This is a genomic window from Micromonospora citrea, from assembly GCF_049629545.1.
GTDB lineage: Bacteria > Actinomycetota > Actinomycetes > Mycobacteriales > Micromonosporaceae > Micromonospora > Micromonospora citrea_A.
Genome location: NZ_JBNADX010000036.1, coordinates 1 through 20,341, shown reverse-complemented (window position 1 = coordinate 20,341; position 20,341 = coordinate 1). Strand labels below are relative to the sequence as shown.

Sequence of the window (20,341 nt, the reverse complement as noted above, 5' to 3'; positions counted from 1 at the left end):
CGCCACTCCTTCCGGCGCAGGTGCGCGCCGGCCTGCGGGTCCGTCAGGTGTGACGGCCGGCGCGGCGGGTAGCCGCGGGGCATGGACCTGGTCGAGGAGGCGCCGTACCGGTTCCGCATCGACCGGCACGATCCGATGCGGGTGCCCGGGGTGGTGTTCGCGTCGCGGTCCCTGCTGCCCGACGCGGCGGGGGACCGGTCGCTGGAGCAGGTGGCCAACGTCGCCACCCTGCCCGGCATCGTCGGCGCCTCGTACGCCATGCCCGACGTGCACTGGGGGTACGGCTTCCCGATCGGCGGGGTGGCCGCCACCGACCTGGCCACCGACGGCGTGGTCTCGCCCGGTGGCGTCGGTTTCGACATCTCCTGCGGGGTGCGGCTGCTCGCCGCCGACCTGGACCGGGCCGAGCTGGCCGGCCACCTCGACGCGGTGATGGACGGGTTGAGCGTCGCCACGCCGCGGGGGATGGGCCGGGGCGCGGTGTGGCAGCTCGCCGACCGCGCCGAACTCGACGCGGTGCTGCGCGGCGGCTCCCGGTACGCCGTCGAACGCGGCCACGGCAACGCCCGCGACCTGGAACGCTGCGAGGACTACGGCGCGGTCGACGACGCCGACCCGGCCCAGGTGAGCGAACGGGCCGTGCAGCGCGGGCAGCAGCAGGTGGGCAGCCTCGGCTCCGGCAACCACTTCCTGGAGGTGCAGGCCGTCGAGGAGGTCTACGACGCGCAGGTGGCAACGGCCTTCGGGCTGCGGCCCGGTCAGGTCTGCGTCATGATCCACTGTGGTTCGCGCGGCCTCGGGCACCAGATCTGCACCGACCACGTCCGCGCCATGGAGCAGGTCATGCCCCGGTACGGCATCGAGGTGCCCGACCGGCAGCTCGCCTGCGCGCCCGTGTCGTCGCCGGAAGGGCGCGCCTACCTGGGCGCGATGGCCGCCGCCGCCAACTACGCGCGGGCCAACCGGCAGGTGCTGGCCGAGGCGGCCCGCCGGGTCTTCGCCACCCGCACCGGACGCGCGCTGGACCTGGTCTACGACGTGTCGCACAACCTGGCGAAGATCGAGCAGCACCGGGTGGACGGGGACACCCGGCGGCTCTGCGTGCACCGCAAGGGCGCCACCCGGGCCCTGCCGCCCGGGCATCCCGACCTCCCCGACGACCTGCGTCCGGTCGGCCAGCCGGTGCTGATCCCGGGCTCGATGGGCACCGGCTCGTACGTGCTGACCGGGGTGCCCGGCGCGCCGGCCTTCGCTTCCACCTGCCACGGCGCGGGCCGGGTGCAGAGCCGCCGGCAGGCCACCAAGGCGGTCCGCGGGCACGACCCGCGCCGGGAGATCGAGGCCCGGGACATCGCCGTACGCGGGGCGTCGCGGCGCGGCCTGGCCGAGGAGATGCCGGCGGCCTACAAGGACGTCGCGGCGGTGGTCGAGGCGGCCGAGGGCGCCGGGCTGTGCCGGCGGGTGGCGCGACTGGTCCCGATCGGCGTGGTCAAGGGCTGAGCCGCTGGTCGGCGACCGGCCGACCGCAGGTCGGCGCACGGTGTTCCCCGGCACGTCGAAGGGCCGCCCCGTGTCCCGTGGCGGGCGGGCGCCGGGTCACACGTCGACGGTCACCACGCAGGACCAACCCGTGCCGTCGCGGGTGAAGCGCAGCCCGTGCAGCGAGACCGCCTTCGGCACCGCGCCGACCAGCTCCACCGCGTCGGCGTCCACCGTGCGCCACCGCACCCGCAGCCCGCCGTCGGCGGCCTGCGCCTCGGTCACCAGGGGCAGCGTCCCCTCGGTCTCCAACCGGAAGATCACCTCGTCGAGGAGCCCCACCAACAGGTCGGTGTCGTCGCCGGCCGGCAGCTCGAGTGTCGTCTCGCCGTGCGGGTGCGCGCCGGCGGTGTCGACGAAGGTCTCCACCAGCGCGGCGACCGCCTCGACGAGGCAGCCCTCGCGGTCGGGCGCCCAGGCCTCGACGCGTACGTCGGCGGTGTGCGGGACGGCGCGGTGCCCTCGGTCCATGCCCCGATCATGCCGGTCGCGTACGGCCCGCTCCGGCGGAACTGTCGCACTCCGGCGCTACCGTCGTGGCCATGATCGCCGACGACGCGGACGCCCTGGCCGTCACCTTCCAGCTGATGATGCGCGCCGCCCTGCGGGCCGAGCGGCCCGGCGAGGACACCCTGGGTCGCACCGTCGAGCTGGCCCGCCACTGGGGCGCGGGCCCGGCCGCCGACGCCGAGCTGGCCGCCGCGCTGCGGCGCCTGCACGGCGAGCCGGAGCCCGCCGAGGACGAGGACGTCTCCGCCCGGGGCGCGGCGATCGGCCGGTTCGCCGCCAACGCCCGCCGGCTGCGCCGGCAGGAGATCACCTCCGGCGAGTTCGACCAGATCATGCGCGACGACGACGGCGGCGGCGCCGTCCCGGCCTGATCGCCGCGTCCCGGGCCGGGGCGGAGGCGTCGGTGGGGCCGGCCGGAGCCACGGCGAGCCCCACCGACGCGGTCACGGGTCTACGAAGTCGCGCAGTCGGGCGTGGACGGGGGCGGCGGGAGCGGGGCGCAGGGCATAGCGTCGGCCGATGCGGATCACCAAGTACACCCACGCCTGCGTCCGGCTCGAACGCGACGGGCGGGTGCTGGTCGTCGACCCGGGCACCTGGAGCGAGCCGCGCGCCCTCGCCGGCGCGGACGCCGTCCTGGTCACCCACGAGCACACCGACCACGTCGACGTGCTCCGCCTCGTCGGCCTCGGCGTGCCGGTCTTCGCCCCGGAGGACGCCGACCTGCCGGCCCTGGCCCCGCTGCCGGTGACCCGGGTCCGCGCCGGGCAGCGGTTCGACGCGGCCGGCTTCACCGTCACCGCCGTGGGTGGCCGGCACGCCGTCATCCACGACGACCAGCCCGACTGTGCCAACCTCGGGTACGTCATCGACGGCGAGGTCTACCACCCCGGCGACGCCCTGCACCTGCCGCAGCAGCCGGTGCGTACGCTGCTGCTGCCCGCACAGGGCTCCTGGCTGAAGCTGACCGAGGCGATCGGCTTCGCCCGGGCGGTCGGCGCCGAGCGGGCGTACCCGATCCACGACGCCCAGCTCAACGAGCGGGGCATGGCCAGCGTGCACGGCTGGTTCGGCGAGACGGTGCACGGCTACCGCCCTCTGGCCCCGGGCGAGACGGCCTGAGCGCCGTCGCGCCACCGCCGCCGTGACACCGGCTGACCGGGACGGATCAGGTCACGCGACCCGGGTCGCCGCGCCCGGTCACGTCGAACACCGGCGCGTCGGCCGTCAGCACGGCGCCGTGCGCGTCGACCTGCCACACCTCGGCCAGCGCGCCGGTGAGGGCGTCCCGTAACGCCGGCACGTCCGCACCGGCGCGCACGTGCAGCGCCTCGGCGACCACCAGCACCCGGCTGGTCGAGTCACGCACCGCCGACCAGCCGCTCTGCCGGTGCGTCCACCGCCGCGAGTGCGCCCGGCCCGCCGTGTCGACGAAGACCACCTCGCCGGGCTCGGGACGTTCGACGTCACCGGTGAAGGTGACGTACTCCTCGTCGCCGGTCGCGGGCCGTACCACCAGATCGCCGTCTACGCGGTCCAGGTCCAGCGCGGCGACGGGGATCGCGTACGCGGCCGAGAGCGCGTTGCACAGGTCGACCAGCGGGTGCAGCCGGGGCAGGTCGCCGTCGCGGCGCAGGCGGCGCAGCAGCGACTCGGCCGCGCACCGGTACCGCGTCGGCGCCAGCCCGGTCGCGGCGAAGGCGCGCCGCCAGGCCTGGATCTCGGGCAGGCCGCCCTCCGGGCCCTCGGACAGCCGGTCGCAAGCCGTGGCCAGGAGGTGCGCCACCCGTTCGCGCACGTCGACGTGCGGGGTCAGCCCGTCGGCGGTGAGCGCGGCGGCCACCAGGGTCGGGTGCGCCGACCGGACAGTCGCGCTGTGCTGAAAACGCATGGTGGTCCTACCTCTCGGCGAACAGCAGGGAGACGCCGAGCACCACGAACGAGCCGGCGAAGGCGCGGCGCAGCCAGTCGGTCAGCCGTGGCCGGACGAGCACCCGGTCGCGTACGGCGGCGGCGAAGAGGCCGTACGCGGTGAACACCACGAAGGTGACCAGCATGAACACCACGCCGTGCAGCAGCATCCGGGTGGTGCCGTCGGGCGCGCCGGCAGGGACGAACTGCGGCAGGAACGCGACGAAGAACAGCGTCGGCTTCGGGTTGAGCAGGTTGACCAGCACCGCCGACACGATCACCCGGTGCGCGGGGCGGTCGGCCGGCGAGTCGGTGGGCACGAGGCCGGCGCGGTCCCGGGCGGTGACCCAGGCCAGGTACAGCAGGTACCCGACGCCCGCGTACCGCACCACGTCGAAGGCGGTCGCGCTGGCGTGCAGCAGCGCGGCCAGGCCGGTGCCCGCCGCCACCAGGTGTGGGATCGCCGCGAGGGTGCAGCCGAACGCGGCGACGACCCCGGTGCGTCGCCCCCGCGACAGCGCGGCGGAGAGGGTGTAGACGACCCCGGTGCCCGGGGTGGCGACCACGGCCAGCGTGGCCAACAGGAAGGCGATGCTCACGCCCTCCACCCTGCTGCCACAATGGTCCGGTGCCCAGGGCCAAACCTGACCGGACCGACAGGTCCATAACGGCCGGTTCCGACTTCCTGCACCTCGACGTCGGGACCGCGCCGTCCGGTGGCCGGGCCGACTGGCTCGCCGGCCGGCTCCGCGCCGCGATCGCCGACGGACAGGTCCCGCTCGGCGCCCGGCTGCCGGCGAGCCGGGTGCTCGCCGACGAACTCGGGGTCTCCCGGGGCGTGGTCGTCGAGGCGTACCAGCGGCTCGCCGAGGAGGGGCAGGTCGCCGGCCGGGGCCGGGCCGGCACCGTCGTCGTCGCCGCGCCGGCCGCCGCGCCGCTCGCGCCCGTCGCCCCCGCCCCGCCACCGCCGGAGGCGCTGTTCGTGCCGTCGCCCGGCGTCGAGATCTTCGACGCGCTGCGCACCGCACCCGCCCGCATCGACCTGTCGCCCGGCGTACCCGACCTGGCGGCCTTCCCGCGCGCGGCGTGGCTGCGGTCCGAACGCGTCGTGCTGCGCCACCTCGACGCCGCCGCCCTCGGGTACGGCGACCCGCGCGGCGCCCCGGCCCTGCGCCTCGCGGTGGCCCAGCGGCTGGCCCGCACCCGGGGGATCCGCGCCGAGGCGGACGAGGTGGTGGTCGTCGCCGGCGTCTCCCAGGCCCTCGGCCTGCTCGCCCAGGTCCTGCACGACGAGGGCGTGCACACCGTCGCCGTGGAGGACCCGGGCTCGCTCGGCGTGCGCCAGCACCTGCGCAACTGGCGGCTGGACACCCCACCGGTGCCGGTGGACGAGCACGGGCTGCGGGTCGACGCGCTGGCCGCCGCCGGGCACCCCGCCGTGCTGCTCACCCCGGCGCACCAGTTCCCGACCGGCGTGGTGCTGCACGGCGACCGCCGGCGGCAGCTGCGGGAGTGGGCGCGTGGCGGCGGGCTGGTGCTGGAGGACGACTACGACGCCGAGCACCGGTACGACCGCCCGCCCGTGCCGGCCCTGCGGGCCGCCCTGCCCGAGCAGGTCTGGTACACCGGCAGCGTGTCCAAGCTGCTCGCCCCCGCGCTGCGGGTGGGCTGGGTGCTGGCGCCGCCACGGCAGCGCGACGCGCTGGTGGCCGCGAAGCGGATGGCCGATCTGGGCAACGCCGTCCTGCCGCAGCTGGTGCTGGCCGAGCTGATGTCCTCCGGCGACCTGGACCGGCACCTGCGCCTGCTGCGCCGCCGGCACGTGCGCCGCCGGGACGCGATGATCCGGGCGGTCGTCCGGCACCTGCCCGGGGCCACCGTGCACGGCGCGGCGGCCGGGCTGCACCTGACCGTCACCTACCCTGCCGGCCCGCCCGACGTCGTGCTCGCGGCCGAGGCGCTGCGCCGGGGCGTCAAGACCCAACCGCTGTCCTGGCACGCCCAGCGCCCGTACCCGGCCGGGCTGGTCCTCGGCTACGCGGCCAACCCGCCGGGCGAGATCGACGAGGGGATCGCCACCCTCGGCGCGGTGCTGCGCGGCCGGTGAGCCGTGCGCTCAGGCCGGGGCGGTGGTGCGGTAGATGCCGGTCAGCCAGACGTCGAGCAGCACGTCGACCACGTCCCGCTCGGCCACCGCCGGCCCGTCCCCGGCGAAGGTGGCGTACCAGACCCGCTCGTTCATCGAGTTCAGCGCTATCGCCAGGTCCCGCGCGGGCAGGCCGGGCGGGGCCGCGCCCCGGCGGCGTTCCGCCTCGATGGCCGCCTCGACGGCCTGCACCCAGCGTTCGAGGACCGTCGCCCAGAGCCGGCGCACCTCGGCGTTCGTGCCGCGCACCTCGGCGCAGGCGAGCACCACGTTCCGGTGCGCGCCGAAGGTGGCGTGGAACCGGCTGATCAGTTCCCGCCACCGGGCGCGCGGGTCGTCGGCGAGGTGCACCAGCACGTCGCCGGCGGCCCGGTCGGCCTCCTCGGTGACCCGGTCCAGCAGGGTCAGCAGCACCGCGTCCTTGGACGGGAAGTAGAAGTAGAACGTCGGCCGGGAGATGCCCGCGCCACGGGCCAGGTCGTCGATGGAGATCTCCCCGAAGGCCCGCTGTCCCAGCAGCCGCTCGGCGGTGGCGAGGATGGCCGACTCACGGTCGTCGCCCGCCGAGCGCCCGGAGCGGCGTCCGCGGCCGGTCGGAGTCGGCGCGGGGGTGCGGGCGGTCGTCATGGGCGTCGATGATACCCGCGCTCGACGCGGTGTCGATCCTTCTCGACAGGGTGTTGACGCATGTCGACGCCGGTGGATAGGGTCCGGTCCACTGCCTCGCCCCGGGAGATGCCATGGCCTGCGACCACGTCGACGTGCTCATCGTCGGCGCCGGCCTGTCCGGCGTCGGCGCCGCCTGCCACCTCCGCCGCGACCGTCCCGACACGACGTACGCCGTGCTGGAGGCGCGCGACGCGATCGGCGGTACCTGGGACCTGTTCCGCTACCCCGGCATCCGCTCCGACTCGGACATGTTCACCCTCGGCTACTCCTTCAAGCCGTGGACGAACCCGAAGGCGATCGCCGACGGCGACGCCATCCGCGACTACGTGCGCGAGACCGCCCGCGAGTACGGCGTCGAGGAGCACATCCGCTTCCACCACCGGGTCGTGCGCGCCGAATGGGACAGCGCCACCGCCCGCTGGACCGTGCACGCCCACCGCGACGACACCGACGAGGCCGTCGTGCTGACCTGCTCGTTCCTGCACACCTGCTCCGGCTACTACCGGTACGACGCCGGCTACACCCCCGAGTTCCCCGGCGTCGACCGGTACGCCGGGCAGCTGGTGCACCCCCAGCACTGGCCGGAGCAGCTCGACGTGACCGGCCGGCGGGTGGTGGTGATCGGCAGCGGCGCCACGGCGGTGACCCTGGTGCCGGCGCTGGCCGAGCGGGCCGCGCACGTCACCATGCTCCAGCGCTCACCCACGTACGTCATCTCGCTGCCGTCGCGCGACGTGGTCGCCGACACGCTGCGGCGCTGGCTGCCCGAGAAGGCCGTCTACCCGGTGGTGCGCTGGAAGAACGTGCTGCTCGGCACCGCCAACTTCCAGCTCAGCCGGCGCGCGCCGAAGATGGTGAAGGCCTTCCTGCGCCGCGCCGCGAAGGGCCGGCTCCCCGCCGGGTACGACGTGGACCGGCACTTCGCACCCCGCTACGACCCCTGGGACCAGCGGCTCTGCGTGGTGCCCGACGGCGACCTCTTCGACGCGGTGGCGGCGGGACGCGCCTCGGTGGTCACCGACACCATCGACACCTTCACCCCGCACGGCGTCCGGCTCGGCTCCGGGCAGGAGTTGCCCGCCGACGTCGTGGTCACCGCCACCGGGCTCAACCTGCTCGCCCTCGGCGGAATGCGCCTCGTCGTGGACGGCGTCGACGTCGACCTGGGCCGGACCGTGGCGTACAAGGGGATGATGCTCTCCGGCGTGCCGAACTTCGCCATGACGATCGGCTACACCAACGCGTCGTGGACGCTCAAGGCCGACCTGGTCGCCACGTACGTCAACCGGCTGCTGCGCCACCTCGACGACACCGGCCAGCAGATCGTCACCCCGCTCGCCCCGGCCGACGCCGCGCGGGCGCCGCTGATCGACCTGAAGTCCGGGTACGTGCTGCGCAGCCTCGACGCGCTGCCCAAGCAGGGCACCCGCGCCCCGTGGCGGCTCTACCAGAACTACGCGCGCGACGTCATCCTGATGAAGCACGGCCGGCTCGTCGACGAGGGGGTCCGCTTCTCCCGGGCCACCGGATCGGCCGCGTCCGCCGACACCCGTACCGCCGGGGCGCCGGTCGCCTGACCGGGCCCCACGCCCAGTACCACACCACCACCAGGCACCATCCGCGCCGCAAGGAGGCCGCGTGCGACCATTCGTCTTCACCGCCGGGACCGCTGTGGTCACCGGCGCCGCGAGCGGGATCGGGGAGGCCCTCGCCCACGGGCTCGCCCGCCGCGGCAGCCACCTGGTCCTGCTCGACCGGGACGCCGACCGGCTCGACGCGGTGGCGGCGGCGATCCGCGCCGCGCACCCCGAGCGCCAGGTCGACACCCACGTGGTCGACCTCGCCGACCCGGCCGCCACCGACCGGGTCGCCGAGGAGATCCGCGCCCGCCACCCCCGGCTGCGGCTGCTGGCCAACAACGCCGGGGTCGCCCTCGGCGGGCGCTTCGACCAGGTCACCCTCGACGAGTTCGACTGGGTGCTCGACATCAACTTCCGGGCGGTGGTCCGGCTGACCCACGCGCTGTTGCCGGCGCTCAAGGCCGAGCCCGGCTCCCATCTGGTCAACGTCTCCAGCCTCTTCGGACTGATCGCCCCGGCCGGGCAGGCGGCCTACTCGGCCAGCAAGTTCGCCGTGCGCGGCTTCACCGAGGCGTTGCGCCACGAACTGAGCGACGACGGCGTCGGGGTGACCTCGGTGCACCCGGGCGGCATCGCCACCGCGATCGCCCGCAACGCCCGGGTGGGCAGCGGCGTGGCCCGTGAGGAGTACGAGACCGGCCTGCGCCAGTTCGAGAAGCTGCTGTCCATCCCACCGGCCACCGCGGCCGAGGTGATCCTGCGCGGCGTGCGGCGGCGCCGGGGTCGGGTGCTGATCGGCTGGTCGGCGAAGCTGCCCGACCTGCTCGCCCGGGTCGCCCCCGCCTCGTACGGGCGGATCCTCGCCGTCGGCCTGAACCGGGCCGCCGCCGACCCGGCCCGTCGGGCCACCCGCCCGGCCGCCACGCCGGACCTCTCCACCGGGGAGCGGGCGTGAGCGCCGGGGCCGGGCCGCGTCCCCGGCACGTCACGGTCGAGGGCCGGCGGGTACGCCACCGCGTCGACGGCGACGGCCCGCCGGTGGTGCTGCTGCACGGCATCGGACGTTCGCTGCGCGACTTCACCGACCAGCACGAGCTGCTGGCGTCGGGGTTCCGGGTGCACAGCGTCGACCTGCCCGGCTACGGCGGTTCGATGCCGATGGCCGAGCCGTGCACCCTGCCGGCGCTGGGCCGCTTCGTCGGGCGGTACCTCGACACGGTCGGCGTGGACCAGCCCGCGCACCTGGTCGGCAACTCCCTCGGCGGGGCGGTCGCCATGCAGGTCGCTGCCGCCGAACCGGCAAGGGTGGCCAGCCTCGCGCTGGTCAACAGCGCCGGCTTCGGGCCGGAGGTGACCCTCGCGCTGCGGCTGCTGACGCTACGCCCGCTGGGCCGGCTGCTGCTGCGCCCGAGCCGCGCCGCCGCCCGCCGCGTGGAGCGCACCCTCTTCCACGACCCGTCCTTCGCCACCGACGAGCGGATCGCGCACGCGCTGGAGCTGGCCGGGCAGCCGTACACGGCGCGGGTGATGCTGGAGACCTGCCGGCACCTCGGCACCTTCCGGGGCGTACGGCCCCAGTGGCGCGAGGAGCTGCTGGCCCGGGTGGCCGAGCGGGACATCCCCACGTTGATCGTCTGGGGCGATCGGGACCTGATCCTCCCGGCCGCGCACCTCGACGCGGCCCGTGCCCGGCTGCCGAAGGCCCGTACCCACCTGTTCACCGACTGCGGCCACCTGCCGCAGGTCGAGCGGGCCGAGGAGTTCCACCGGATGCTGGTCGACTTCCTCGCCACCGCCGAGGCCCGGCCGGTCGGCGGCGGCCGGCCGGCGACGGTCACGGCGACCGACTGACCCGACGCGTCGGGGGCCAGCGCCACCCCGACGTTGCGGGCGGTGCCCGCCCCGGGGTTCGCCCCGAGCCGGACCAGCCGGGCCTGTGGGTGGGCCGCCGCTCACGCCCCGTCCGGGCGATTCCCGTGGCCCTCGGGGTGCGAAGCGGCTCTCGGCGGGAATGCGGCGGCGTGCCGGACGACGAGGTGACCCTCTTCCTCAGCGGGGACGTGATGACCGGCCGGGGCGTGGACCAGATCCTGCCCCGGCCGGGCCCGCCGGAGCTGCGCGAGCAGGCCGTCACCGACGCCCGCCGGTACGTGGAGCTGGCCGAGTCGGTGTCCGGGCCGATCCCCCGCCCGGCGTCGCCGGACTGGCCGTGGGGGGACGTGCTGGGGCTCCTCGACGAGCTGCGGCCCGACGCGCGGATCGTCAACCTGGAGACCGCGCTGACCGGCCGGGACGACTTCGCCCCCGGCAAGGGGATCCACTACCGGATGCACCCGGACAACCTGGCCTGCCTCACCGCCGCCCGGCTCGACGTCTGCGTGCTGGCCAACAACCACGTGCTCGACTTCGGCCCGGACGGGCTCGCCGACACCCTCGACGCGCTGCGTCGGGTCGGCATCATGCCGGTGGGCGCCGGCCGGGACGAGGACGAGGCGTGGCGCCCCGCCCGGGTCGAGTTGGCCGCCGGTCGCCGCCTGCTGCTCTGGTCGGTGGGCACCCCGTCCAGCGGTGTGCCGCCGCACTGGGCGGCCACCGACCGGCGGGCCGGGGTGGCGTACCTGCCGGAGGCGAGCGAAGCGTGCGCCGCCGTGCTGGTCGAGCGGATCGACCGCGAGGCGGGCCCGGAGGACCTGGTGGCGGTCTCCGTGCACTGGGGATCGAACTGGGGGTACGACGTGCCACGCGAGCAGGTGCGGTTCGCGCACCGGCTGGTGGAGGCGGGGGTACGCCTGGTGCACGGCCACTCCTCGCACCATCCCCGCCCGATCGAGGTGCACCGGGGCGCGCTGATCCTGTACGGCGCCGGCGACCTGGTCGACGACTACGAGGGGATCGGCGGGCAGGAGTCGTACCGCCCGGAGCTGCGGCTGCTGCACCTGCCCACGTTCGACGCCGACGGACTGGCCCGGCTGCGCCTGGCCCCGATGCGGATGCGCCGGATGCGACTGCGACGGGCGGCGCCGGCCGAGGCGCGCTGGCTCGCCGACCTGCTCGACCGCCTCGGCGGCCCGTTCCGGACCGGTTTCGCGCTCGACGGGGACGGCCTGATCGGCCTGCGGCCGGCCTGACCGCCGGGTCACGGGAAGCGACCGACGACGGGGTGCCCGGACGGTGGACCGGCAGCACCTGGCCACACCGGGTGGGGCTGTCCGCGTACCCGGGAGGGAGCCGGCGTGGTCGCGGCGCGCGACCGGCGCGCGGGCGGTGTGTCCGGCGGACCGGCGGGTCGCGGGAGGCGATCGCGCTAGGTTCGGTGGGGATGCGTGACCGACGCGCGGCCGCCACCGGCCGGGAAGCAGGAGGAGAGCGTGAGCCAGCACGTCCGGGGAGTCATTGCACGGCGTAAGGGCGCGCCGGTCGAGGTCACCACCATCGTGGTGCCCGACCCGGGGCCCGGCGAGGCAGTGGTCGAGGTGCAGTCCTGCGGGGTCTGCCACACCGACCTGCACTACCGCGAGGGCGGCATCAACGACGACTACCCGTTCCTGCTCGGCCACGAGGCCGCCGGCATCGTCGAGACGGTCGGTGAGGGCGTCACCGAGGTCGCGCCCGGCGACTTCGTGGTGCTCAACTGGCGGGCCGTCTGCGGCGAGTGCCGGGCCTGCCGACGCGGTCGCCCCTGGTACTGCTTCGACACCCACAACGCGGCCCGGAGGATGACCCTCACCGACGGCACCGAACTGAGCCCGGCCCTGGGCATTGGGGCGTTCGCCGAGAAGACCCTCGTGCACGCCGGCCAGTGCACGAAGGTCGACCCGTCCGCCCGGCCCGCCGCCGTGGGCCTGCTGGGCTGCGGCGTGATGGCGGGCCTCGGTGCGGCGATGAACACCGGGCAGGTCACCCGGGGCGACTCCGTCGCGGTGATCGGCTGCGGCGGGGTCGGCGACGCGGCGGTGGCCGGCGCGGCCCTGGCCGGCGCGACGACGATCATCGCGGTCGACAGCGACGCCCGCAAGCTCGACTGGGCCCGCACGTTCGGCGCCACCCACACCGTGAACGCCTCCGCCGAGGACCCGGTCGAGGCGATCCGGGCCGCCACCGGCGGCTTCGGCGCCGACGTGGTCATCGACGCGGTCGGCCGCCCGGAAACCTGGAAGCAGGCCTTCTACGCCCGCGACCTGGCCGGCACCGTCGTGCTGGTCGGCGTGCCCACCCCCGAGATGACCGTCGACCTGCCCCTGCTGGACGTCTTCGGCCGCGGCGGAGCGCTCAAGTCCAGCTGGTACGGCGACTGCCTGCCCAGCCGCGACTTCCCCCTGCTCACCGAGCTGTACCGGCAGGGCCGGCTCGACCTCGACGCCTTCGTCACCGAGGAGATCGCGCTGGAGCAGGTCGAGGAGGCGTTCACCCGGATGCACCACGGCGACGTGCTCCGCTCGGTGGTGGTCTTCCCGTGACCGTCCGCATCGACCACGCCGTCACCTCGGGCACCTTCTCCCTCGACGGGCAGACCTTCGACGTCGACAACAACGTCTGGGTGCTCGGCGACGACAGCGAGTGCGTCGTCATCGACGCGCCGCACGACGTCGACGCGATCGTGCGCGCCGTCGGCGGCCGGCGGGTACGGGCGATCCTGGCCAGCCACGCCCACGACGACCACGTCCGGGTCGCGCCCGAACTGGCCGAGGCCACCGGCGCGCCCGTGCTGCTGCACCCCGCCGACCGGGTGCTCTGGGACCTGGTCCACCCCGACCGGGCACCCGACGGCGACCTGGCCGACGGGCAGGAGGTCGAAGTCGGCGGCAGCACCCTGCGGGTGCTGCACACCCCCGGGCACAGCCCCGGCGCGTGCAGCTTCCACGTGCCGGACCGCGGCGCGGTCTTCACCGGCGACACCCTCTTCGCCGGCGGACCCGGCGCCACCGGCCGCTCGTACAGCGACTTCGGCGCCATCGTCGAGTCCATCCGCACCCGGCTGCTGACCCTGCCGCCGCAGACCGTCGTGCACACCGGACACGGCGACAGCACCACCGTCGGCGCGGAGGCCCCACACCTCGACGAATGGATCGCCCGAGGGCACTGACGGGGCCCCGCCCGCCTCGAACCCGGCCGCGCCGGCGCCGAACTCGCCGCCCGGCCGCAGATCAGCGCTCGTCGGGCGGGCCGAGCACCGGCTTGACGTCCAGCACCGGCGTGCCGTCGACCGCCTCCAGGTCGGCGACCCGCAGCCGCAGGCCGTCCACCGCCAGCACCCGCACCCGGTGCAGCCCGATCGGGTTGGGCCGGTGCGGGGAGCGGGTGCTGAACACACCGGTCTCCGGCCGGCTGCGGTCCCCGCGCGGATGCACCGCGAGGACGTCCCGGTCGGCCCGGTCCAGCCATGTCAACACCAGCATCTCGACGCCGGGCCGCAGGTCGCGCAGCCCGGTCGCGACGGCCGGGGAGAAGACCAGCCAGGCCTGTGGCGCGCCCTCGTCGCCCTGCCGGGGCGCGTCCGCCGGATCGGTCAGCGGCGATTCGACCCGGCCGATCGGCCGCAGCTCGTACGCCCCGCTCACCGGCCGGCCCCGCCGGCGCGGCGCATGTGCAACCGGACCGTGGTGCCGGCCGCCGTGCTGTGCACCAGCACCAGGTCGCAGAGCGCGTGCACGATCACCAGGCCGCGCCCGCCGATGCCGTCGTGCCGGGGCGCGAGCCGCCCGGCCAGCGGATCGTCCAGCCAACCGTCGTCCTGGACCTCGCACACCAGGTGTTCACCGGTGCGCCACACGTGCAGCACCCCGCCGCCACCGGCGTGCGCGATGCTGTTGGTGGCCAGTTCCGTCACCGCGATCTGCAGGTCGGCGACCCGGTCCGGGTCCAGCGCGGCCTCCGCGGCGTGCGCGGTGACGAATCGGCGTACCTCCGGCAGCGAGCCGAGGTCGTAGCGCAGCACGGACACCGGCTCGTCGGGCACCGGCAGCGGCTTGTTGTGGCCGGCCACCACCTGCGCCGGGGCGAAGGCGGGGCTGGGCCGGCGCCCCTCGGCGTCCACCAGCACCGGATGCGTACGGCACGCGTCCGCGAGCACGCCGGCGGCGAGAGCGGCGGCGTCGTACGGGCAGAGGATGTGCGCGTCCCGGTCCGCGAACGCCGAGTTGATCAGCGCCTCGTGCTGGGCGCAGGCCGGCTGCTCCACCTCGGTGCGCCCCGCCCACACCGGCTCGCCGATGATGCGGACCCGTCGGTCGGCGTGCCGGTCGAGGAACGCCTGGAGCACCCACGGGATGATCCGCCCCGGATTGCATCCCGCCTCGGTCATGTCCGTGTAGAGGACCCGGCCGTCGTCGGCCCCGACCCCGGCCCGGATCGGCCCGAGCCGGTCGGCCGGCACGGCCACCAGCACCGGCTCGTCGCGCGCCAACGCGTCGCGGACGAACGGCACCGTGGCGGCCAGCAGCTCCGTCCGGTCCCGGTAGAACAGCCCCTCGTGCACCAGGCCGCCCGGTCGCGGTCCGGTCGTGCCGACGATCGTCACGCCGTGCCCCCCGCCGGGCCGGTCACGTCGACCAGGTCGAGCAGGCGGGTCAACGCCGGGTGGCAGCCGACGAGACGGACGGGGGAGGGCGCGTTGCGGCGGGCCCGGGCCAGGGCGCTCGCGGCCCCCACGTCGGCGAAGCTCAGCTCGGAGACGTCCAGCACGACGGCCCGCTCGTTGGTGGCCCGCCCGGTCACGTGGTCCAGCATGGCGACGAACGCGCCGCGGTTGCTCCGGTCGATCTCACCGACCAGCCGCAGCCCGTTCGGGTTCCGGCTGCGGTACGCCCGCAGCAGGGGCGTCCACGCGCGACCGGCGCCGGGGCCGACGGTGGCCGGGTGCGCGGTGGAGGCCGGCAGGAGGTAGTCGGTGGGGAAGAACCGGCGGTCGTAGAGGCACATGCCGGCCGCGTGGCCGTCGATGAAGAGCCGGTTCGCCTCGGCCTCGTAGCGGCACAGGTCGGCCACGGAGGCGCCGTGGCGCAGCGCCCACCCCATGTCGCCGACCACCCGCAGCCCCGGATGGCCGGCCCGCCGGGCCCGGTCGATCTCGGCGGCGAGGGCGTCGAGCATCGCCTCCGGCACGAACCGGCCGCCGGACACGTACGCCTCGGCGGCGGGCACGATCCGCAGCTGGCCGCCGGCCAGCGCCGCCTCGGTGGCCACGCCCTGCCCCTCGAGGTGGGCCCGGACGGAGGCCGGTGGCAGGGAGTCGGTGAACCAGAGCGTCTGGTGACCGAGCCGGAGCCCGCCGGCGACGAACCGTCCGGCGGCCCGTAGACCGTCGCTCTCGTCGTCGTGGACCCAACAGACGTGGTCACCGAGGTGGACCTGGTCGACCACCGCGCTTGCTGTCACCGTCATCGCCTTCCGGTCGGCGCGCCCTCACTGTAACCGCTCGTCCAGACCCACCCCAACGCGCTCCGGCGGCCCGCTGCGCGACTGCGTCGCAGGTGGACGGGCCCGGTCGCGTCCCAGCGGCCGGCCTAGGATCGACCGGTGAGCACCGACGACAACCGACCCCCGGCCGTACGACAGTTGCGCCTGGTGGTGGAGGCCGAGGACCATGCCGCCGCCGTCGCGTTCTTCCGCGACGCCCTGGGCCTGCCCGAGCAGGCCGCGTTCACCGGCGACGGCGATGCCCGGGTGGTGATCCTCGACGCCGGCCGGGCCACCCTGGAGATCGCCAACCCGGCGCAGAAGCGCATGATCGACGAGGTGGAGGTGGGGCGGCAGGTCGCCCCGCGCATCCGCCTGGCGTTCGAGGTGGACGACACGACCGCGGCCACCGGTCGGCTGGTGGCCGCCGGCGCCACCGAGATCGCCCCGCCGACCGTCACGCCCTGGCACTCGCTCAACTCCCGCCTGGACGCCCCGGCGGGCCTTCAGCTCACCCTCTTCCAGGAGCTGCGCGACCTCGACGAACGGGCCACCATGGACGGATTCGGCACCGATCGGCACCGGTCGCGTTGACCCGCCCGCCGCACCGCCGGGCGGGTCCGCAACCCGCTCGACTCCGGTCGGGCCGGTGCCGATACTGCTGATCATGTCGACCGCCACCCGCCCCGTCGTCCTGACCCCGGCACAGTCCGCCGCGCTGCGCCACGTGCGGGAGACGGCCCTGCGGGACCGTCCGGTGGCGTTGGCGGCCATCGCCCGCCGGCTGGCCGGGTCCGGCGCCGGTCACCGGCCCGAGCAGCTGATCGCGGCGGTCACCGGGCACGGGCGGCTGACGGTCAACTTCCACCCGGACCGGCTGCTCGCCGGCGGCCGGACCGTGGCCGAGGCGCTGGCCGACGAGGGGGTCTACCGCAGCCAGTTCGTCACCGGAATCTCCAACGGCGGGCTGACCGCGTACCCGGGCGGGGACCGGGACCGCTGGGAGGAGCAGCTGTTCGGCGGGGCGTACCAGCAGCCGGGCGTACGACCGCAGGAGCGGCCCGCGTACGGCGGGTTGAACCTGCTCGACCACCCCGACGGCGCGTGCCCCCGTTTCGGCTCCTGCCACCTGCGGCTGCGCCCAGAGGTGCTGGCGCGCAGCACCTTCTGCTTCGGCGACAGCCACCTCGGCCCGAAGCACCTCGGCACCCACGACGTGTGCGAGCCGATCCTGGCCGCCCTGCTGGAGGCGACCGCCGGGACGGGGATCAGCCTCGGTGTCGCCGGGATGGACACCGGTCGGTTGGCGGCCGCCCTGCTGAGCCGGCGGGAGCGGGAGGCGTGGCGGCCGGGCGCGGCCGGTCGGGCCCTGGACGACTACGTCGAGGCGCAGATCCACGGCGGCATCGACCTGGCCCGGGACGTGCAGGCACTGGTCGTCGACCCGTCGTTCCGGGGCACCGACACCGGGCGGGTGCTGGCCGGCATCGCCGACCGGTACGGTGTCGCGCTGCTCTTCCACACCGGGTTCGCGCTGCCGGTGCAGGACGTCGACCCGGAGTTCCGGGGTCCGGACATCCCGCCCCTCGCGGCCCGGGTGCACGCCGAGTTCGCCCGCCCGGGGGAGTTGCTCGACGCCGCCGTGATCGGCCGCGCCGCCGCCTCGGTGGTCCGCGAGCCCGAGCGCTGGGCGGACCGGGGACCGGGCGCGGACACGCTCCAGCACCTCAAGATGCTCTGGCACGTGCTCGTCCGGTTCGGCGCTTCCCGCCCCTGACGTCGCGGCTGCGGCTGCCGTCCGGTATCGCCCGTCACCCCGAAGGGCGGAACGTGCCCAGGTGTCCGGAGCGTCGGGTGACCCGTGTCGCACCCGCAGGCCGGGGCGGCATTTCCGGAATGACGGACACAGGCAAGCTGGTTGTGTCCCCAGTACGCCGGCACCGCAAACCCCGGTCGGCGAGGCAACACCCCCGCAGGGCGCTCACCCCGGAGCGCGTCGACACGATCGAAAGGGCAACCATCGTGAAGCAGGACTTCACTCGATGGCTCCCGGCCATCGCGAAGAACCGCCGGACCGTACTGAGCATCGCGGGCGTCGCCGCCCTGGGCGGTCTGGCGCTCGGCCCCGCGGCTGTGGCCGCCCCCGTCACCAGCGCCCCGCACGCGGGCGCCGTCGCCGCCATCGACCTGGCCACCGGCAAGAGCAAGAGCCGCCAGGGCACCACGGTCGAGTCGGCGCTCACCACCGGCAGCCGGACCACCGAGGTCCCGGCCGGCAAGCCGAGCCGGGACGAACTCATCCCGCACGGCGTCGAGGGCGCGCAGTCGCGCATCCCGCTGGACGACGCGCAGCTCGCCAACGCCAAGGCCATCATCGCCGAGGCCAAGGAGACCGGTGTGGGGGAGCGCGGCGCGGTGATCGGCATCGCCACCTCGCTGCAGGAGTCCAAGCTGTACAACCTGGGCCACCTCGGCGCCTACAACGACCACGACTCGCAGGGCCTGTTCCAGCAGCGCCCGTCGTCGGGTTGGGGCACGCCCGACCAGATCACCGACCCCGAGTACGCCTCCCAGGCGTTCTTCGAGGCGCTGAAGAACGTGCACGGCTGGCAGGAACTGCCGCTGACCACGGCCGCGCAGACCGTCCAGGTCTCGGCCTTCCCGTTCGCGTACGCGCAGTGGGAGGAGCAGGCCGCGGACATCGTCCAGCAGCACTGGTGACCCATGACCGGCCGGTCCCCGCACCACGGGGGCCGGCCGGTCCGCGTCTCACCGCCGGGCGGGGGAGCTGAGTGACCCCCGCCCGGCGGCCACTCACACCGACGGCGCGCTCTCCCGGCGCAGCTTCGCCGAGCCCGCGCCCACCGAGAACCCCGACACCCAGCGGCTGGCGCTGTCACGGCGGGTCCGGTCGGCGAGGTGGTACCAGTCCATCCGGCAGCGCTGCGGCGTCACCTCCAGCACGCCGTACCCGTGCCCGTCCAGCTCCGTCCACTTCACGTGCGGGTTGGTCGACCGGATCAGCGAGGCGCCCAGCACGCTGAGCCCGTTGCCGGCCGGCAGCTTCAGGAAGTCGTTGACGTTGTCGCTGGTCACCGACGGCACCACGAACTCCGCCGCGGCCGGGGCGAGCAGGCCGGTCGACTTCGTGGTCACCTCGTTGGCCCACGAGGTGTGGATGTCGCCGGTGAGGAAGACGACGTCGCGGGTGCCGGTGGCCCGCAGGTGGTCGACCAGTTCGTTGCGGTCGGCGTTGTAGCCGTCCCACTGGTCGGCGTTGAGCACCGCGCCGTTCTGCGGGATGCCGAGCAGCGTGCCCAGCGGGCCGAGCAGCCAGGCCGGCAGCGCGCCGACGTCCACCCGGGCCATCATCACCGGGTTGCCGACCAGCTTCCACCGCGCCGTCGACGACGCCAGCCCCTGCTTGAGCCAGGCCATCTGCGCGTCGCCGGTGATGGTGCGTCGCGGGTCGTCCACCGCCGTCCCCGAGGCCTGCTGCGAGCGGTACGACCGCAGGTCCAGCATGGACAGCTCGGCGAGCTGCCCGAACCGGAACCGGCGGTAGATCGCGCCGTCCTCGCCGATGCGCACCGGCATCCACTCCTGGTACGCCTGCCGCGCTGCGGCCACCCGGTCCGCCCAGGCGCCCTCCGTGGCCGGGGTGTGGTTCTCCGCGCCGCCGGACCAGGCGTCGTTGGCGGTCTCGTGGTCGTCCCAGGTGATCACCCAGGGCAGCGCCGCGTGCAGCGCCCGCAGGTCCGGGTCGGACTTGTAGAGCCCGTGCCGCACCCGGTAGTCGGCCAGGGTGAGCGTCTCGTGGGGCGGCTGCACCGGGCGTACCACCGTGCCGCCCGCGTCGAACTCGCCGGTGCCGTACTCGTACAGGTAGTCGCCGAGGTGGACCACCAGGTTCAGGTCGCCCCGGTCGGCCAGCCGCCGGTACGCCGAGAAGTAGCCGGCCTCCCAGTTGGCGCAGGACACCACCCCCATCCGCAGCTGGTCGACCGGGGCGTCGACGGGCGGGGCGGTCATCGTCCGGCCGGTCGGTGACCAGCCGTCGCCGTAGCCGAACCGGTACCAGTACGTCGTCGCCGGGGCCAGCCCGGTCACCGCGACCTTCACCGTGTGGTCGCGCTCCGGGCCGGTCGCCACGCTGCCCTGCGCGACCACCGTGGCGAAGTCCGGGTCGGTGCCGACCTGCCAGCCCACCTGAACGTCCGGCCCGACGCCGGAGCCCGGTGTCGCGTCGGGGGTGGGGGTGAGCCGGGTCCACAGCAGCACCCCGTCCGGCAGCGGGTCGCCCGAGGCGACACCGTGCAGGAAGGCCGCGCTGTCGGCGTGGGCGGGAGCGGTGCCGGCGAGGGTGGCGCCGGCGAGCACCGCGGTGCCGGCGGATGCGCCGGCCAGACGCAGGAGGGTACGACGGTCGAGGGTGTTCGTCATGGTCTATGTGTCTACCGGGGTGAGGGGTGTGCGCGCTGCCCCGTGCGGCGAGTGTTCGCCTGTCCTTCCACTGTGGTTTCGCCCTCGGGCTCTCGTTCGGCTTCGTGCTGCGGCTGTGGCGTGCGGCTGCGTCGTGGGCGGGGTGGCC

Annotated in this window: 21 protein-coding genes; 13 read left to right on the top strand and 8 right to left on the bottom strand. The window is 75.2% G+C overall.

Annotation, left to right across the window (positions count from 1 at the left end; genetic code table 11):
• Positions 1-81 precede the first annotated feature (81 nt).
• Positions 82-1,500, top strand: a complete 1,419-nt coding sequence (locus ACPFP2_RS27455; protein WP_424092777.1) for an RtcB family protein — start codon at positions 82-84, stop codon at positions 1,498-1,500.
• Between the two features lie 96 nt (positions 1,501-1,596).
• On the opposite strand, the gene ACPFP2_RS27450 is transcribed toward ACPFP2_RS27455, so the two are convergent.
• Positions 1,597-2,010 (bottom strand): archease, encoded by a 414-nt coding sequence (locus tag ACPFP2_RS27450; protein WP_424092775.1) that lies wholly within the window; start codon positions 2,008-2,010, stop codon positions 1,597-1,599.
• A gap of 71 nt (positions 2,011-2,081) precedes the next feature.
• Here ACPFP2_RS27450 and ACPFP2_RS27445 point away from each other — a divergent pair, with 71 nt between their 5' ends.
• Together ACPFP2_RS27445 and ACPFP2_RS27440 are read left to right on the top strand one after the other, a co-directional pair.
• On the top strand, positions 2,082-2,420 hold the full coding sequence (locus ACPFP2_RS27445) for a hypothetical protein (RefSeq protein WP_424092774.1): 339 nt from the start codon (positions 2,082-2,084) through the stop codon (positions 2,418-2,420).
• A 148-nt stretch (positions 2,421-2,568) separates the two neighbouring features.
• Positions 2,569-3,171 carry an MBL fold metallo-hydrolase gene (locus tag ACPFP2_RS27440; protein WP_424092772.1) on the top strand — a complete coding sequence of 201 codons (603 nt, stop codon included), beginning with the start codon at positions 2,569-2,571 and terminating at the stop codon, positions 3,169-3,171.
• Between the two features lie 46 nt (positions 3,172-3,217).
• Here the strand turns inward: ACPFP2_RS27440 and ACPFP2_RS27435 are convergent, their stop codons facing one another.
• Together ACPFP2_RS27435 and ACPFP2_RS27430 are read right to left on the bottom strand one after the other, a co-directional pair.
• Positions 3,218-3,940, bottom strand: coding sequence for a B3/B4 domain-containing protein (locus ACPFP2_RS27435; RefSeq protein ID WP_424092770.1), 723 nt, complete (start codon positions 3,938-3,940; stop codon positions 3,218-3,220).
• A 7-nt stretch (positions 3,941-3,947) separates the two neighbouring features.
• A complete protein-coding gene (locus ACPFP2_RS27430) occupies positions 3,948-4,559 on the bottom strand; it encodes a LysE family translocator (protein WP_424092768.1) in 612 nt (203 codons plus the stop codon).
• A gap of 29 nt (positions 4,560-4,588) precedes the next feature.
• On the opposite strand from ACPFP2_RS27430, the gene ACPFP2_RS27425 reads away from it, so the two are divergent.
• Positions 4,589-6,067: a PLP-dependent aminotransferase family protein gene (locus ACPFP2_RS27425; protein WP_424092766.1), complete on the top strand. Its 1,479-nt coding sequence runs from the start codon at positions 4,589-4,591 to the stop codon at positions 6,065-6,067.
• Between the two features lie 9 nt (positions 6,068-6,076).
• Here ACPFP2_RS27425 and ACPFP2_RS27420 read toward each other — a convergent pair whose 3' ends face one another.
• The gene (locus ACPFP2_RS27420) at positions 6,077-6,733 is read right to left on the bottom strand and encodes a TetR/AcrR family transcriptional regulator (RefSeq protein ID WP_424092765.1); all 657 of its coding nucleotides are present in this window, start codon (positions 6,731-6,733) and stop codon (positions 6,077-6,079) included.
• Positions 6,734-6,846: 113 nt separating this feature from the next.
• On the opposite strand from ACPFP2_RS27420, the gene ACPFP2_RS27415 reads away from it, so the two are divergent.
• The 6 genes from ACPFP2_RS27415 to ACPFP2_RS27390 all read left to right on the top strand — a co-directional run bounded on the left by ACPFP2_RS27415 (position 6,847) and on the right by ACPFP2_RS27390 (position 13,438).
• Positions 6,847-8,352, top strand: coding sequence for a flavin-containing monooxygenase (locus ACPFP2_RS27415; RefSeq protein WP_424092763.1), 1,506 nt, complete (start codon positions 6,847-6,849; stop codon positions 8,350-8,352).
• Between the two features lie 61 nt (positions 8,353-8,413).
• Positions 8,414-9,310, top strand: coding sequence for an SDR family NAD(P)-dependent oxidoreductase (locus ACPFP2_RS27410; RefSeq protein ID WP_424092761.1), 897 nt, complete (start codon positions 8,414-8,416; stop codon positions 9,308-9,310).
• Positions 9,307-10,206, top strand: coding sequence for an alpha/beta fold hydrolase (locus tag ACPFP2_RS27405; protein WP_424092759.1), 900 nt, complete (start codon positions 9,307-9,309; stop codon positions 10,204-10,206). Before ACPFP2_RS27410 ends, ACPFP2_RS27405 begins: the two co-directional genes overlap by 4 nt.
• A gap of 170 nt (positions 10,207-10,376) precedes the next feature.
• Positions 10,377-11,483 carry a CapA family protein gene (locus tag ACPFP2_RS27400; protein ID WP_424092757.1) on the top strand — a complete coding sequence of 369 codons (1,107 nt, stop codon included), beginning with the start codon at positions 10,377-10,379 and terminating at the stop codon, positions 11,481-11,483.
• A gap of 240 nt (positions 11,484-11,723) precedes the next feature.
• Entirely contained in the window at positions 11,724-12,812 is a 1,089-nt protein-coding gene (locus ACPFP2_RS27395) for an S-(hydroxymethyl)mycothiol dehydrogenase (protein ID WP_424092755.1), read from the top strand.
• Positions 12,809-13,438: an MBL fold metallo-hydrolase gene (locus ACPFP2_RS27390; protein WP_424092753.1), complete on the top strand. Its 630-nt coding sequence runs from the start codon at positions 12,809-12,811 to the stop codon at positions 13,436-13,438. Before ACPFP2_RS27395 ends, ACPFP2_RS27390 begins: the two co-directional genes overlap by 4 nt.
• 61 nt (positions 13,439-13,499) lie before the next feature.
• Here the strand turns inward: ACPFP2_RS27390 and tsaA are convergent, their stop codons facing one another.
• From tsaA to ACPFP2_RS27375, 3 genes are read right to left on the bottom strand one after another with little or no spacing between them, the layout of a single operon-like run.
• Positions 13,500-13,913 carry a tRNA (N6-threonylcarbamoyladenosine(37)-N6)-methyltransferase TrmO gene (gene tsaA, locus ACPFP2_RS27385; protein ID WP_424092752.1) on the bottom strand — a complete coding sequence of 138 codons (414 nt, stop codon included), beginning with the start codon at positions 13,911-13,913 and terminating at the stop codon, positions 13,500-13,502.
• Positions 13,910-14,872, bottom strand: coding sequence for an anti-sigma factor RsbA family regulatory protein (locus tag ACPFP2_RS27380; protein ID WP_424092750.1), 963 nt, complete (start codon positions 14,870-14,872; stop codon positions 13,910-13,912). The genes tsaA and ACPFP2_RS27380 overlap by 4 nt, the downstream gene beginning before the upstream one ends.
• Positions 14,869-15,729, bottom strand: a complete 861-nt coding sequence (locus ACPFP2_RS27375; RefSeq protein WP_424092748.1) for an MEDS domain-containing protein — start codon at positions 15,727-15,729, stop codon at positions 14,869-14,871. Before ACPFP2_RS27375 ends, ACPFP2_RS27380 begins: the two co-directional genes overlap by 4 nt.
• Before the next feature lie 141 nt (positions 15,730-15,870).
• Between ACPFP2_RS27375 and ACPFP2_RS27370 the strand changes: the two genes are divergently transcribed.
• The 3 genes from ACPFP2_RS27370 (at position 15,871) to ACPFP2_RS27360 (ending at position 18,471) form a co-directional block, all read left to right on the top strand.
• Entirely contained in the window at positions 15,871-16,344 is a 474-nt protein-coding gene (locus tag ACPFP2_RS27370) for a VOC family protein (RefSeq protein ID WP_424092747.1), read from the top strand.
• A 73-nt stretch (positions 16,345-16,417) separates the two neighbouring features.
• Entirely contained in the window at positions 16,418-17,527 is a 1,110-nt protein-coding gene (locus tag ACPFP2_RS27365; RefSeq protein ID WP_424092817.1) for a DUF3626 domain-containing protein, read from the top strand.
• A 245-nt stretch (positions 17,528-17,772) separates the two neighbouring features.
• On the top strand, positions 17,773-18,471 hold the full coding sequence (locus ACPFP2_RS27360) for a hypothetical protein (protein WP_424092746.1): 699 nt from the start codon (positions 17,773-17,775) through the stop codon (positions 18,469-18,471).
• A 93-nt stretch (positions 18,472-18,564) separates the two neighbouring features.
• Here ACPFP2_RS27360 and ACPFP2_RS27355 read toward each other — a convergent pair whose 3' ends face one another.
• Positions 18,565-20,193, bottom strand: coding sequence for an alkaline phosphatase D family protein (locus ACPFP2_RS27355; protein WP_424092744.1), 1,629 nt, complete (start codon positions 20,191-20,193; stop codon positions 18,565-18,567).
• Positions 20,194-20,341: the final 148 nt, after the last annotated feature.

What these genes read in the sequence shown, in the direction of transcription:
- ACPFP2_RS27455 (WP_424092777.1), top strand. Translation starts at nt 82, where the DNA reads ATGGACCTGGTCGAGGAGGCGCCGTACCGGTTCCGCATCGACCGGCAC.
- ACPFP2_RS27450 (WP_424092775.1), bottom strand. Translation starts at nt 2,010, where the DNA reads ATGGACCGAGGGCACCGCGCCGTCCCGCACACCGCCGACGTACGCGTC.
- ACPFP2_RS27445 (WP_424092774.1), top strand. Translation starts at nt 2,082, where the DNA reads ATGATCGCCGACGACGCGGACGCCCTGGCCGTCACCTTCCAGCTGATG.
- ACPFP2_RS27440 (WP_424092772.1), top strand. Translation starts at nt 2,569, where the DNA reads ATGCGGATCACCAAGTACACCCACGCCTGCGTCCGGCTCGAACGCGAC.
- ACPFP2_RS27435 (WP_424092770.1), bottom strand. Translation starts at nt 3,940, where the DNA reads ATGCGTTTTCAGCACAGCGCGACTGTCCGGTCGGCGCACCCGACCCTG.
- ACPFP2_RS27420 (WP_424092765.1), bottom strand. Translation starts at nt 6,733, where the DNA reads ATGACGACCGCCCGCACCCCCGCGCCGACTCCGACCGGCCGCGGACGC.
- ACPFP2_RS27415 (WP_424092763.1), top strand. Translation starts at nt 6,847, where the DNA reads ATGGCCTGCGACCACGTCGACGTGCTCATCGTCGGCGCCGGCCTGTCC.
- ACPFP2_RS27365 (WP_424092817.1), top strand. Translation starts at nt 16,418, where the DNA reads ATGTCGACCGCCACCCGCCCCGTCGTCCTGACCCCGGCACAGTCCGCC.
- ACPFP2_RS27355 (WP_424092744.1), bottom strand. Translation starts at nt 20,193, where the DNA reads ATGACGAACACCCTCGACCGTCGTACCCTCCTGCGTCTGGCCGGCGCA.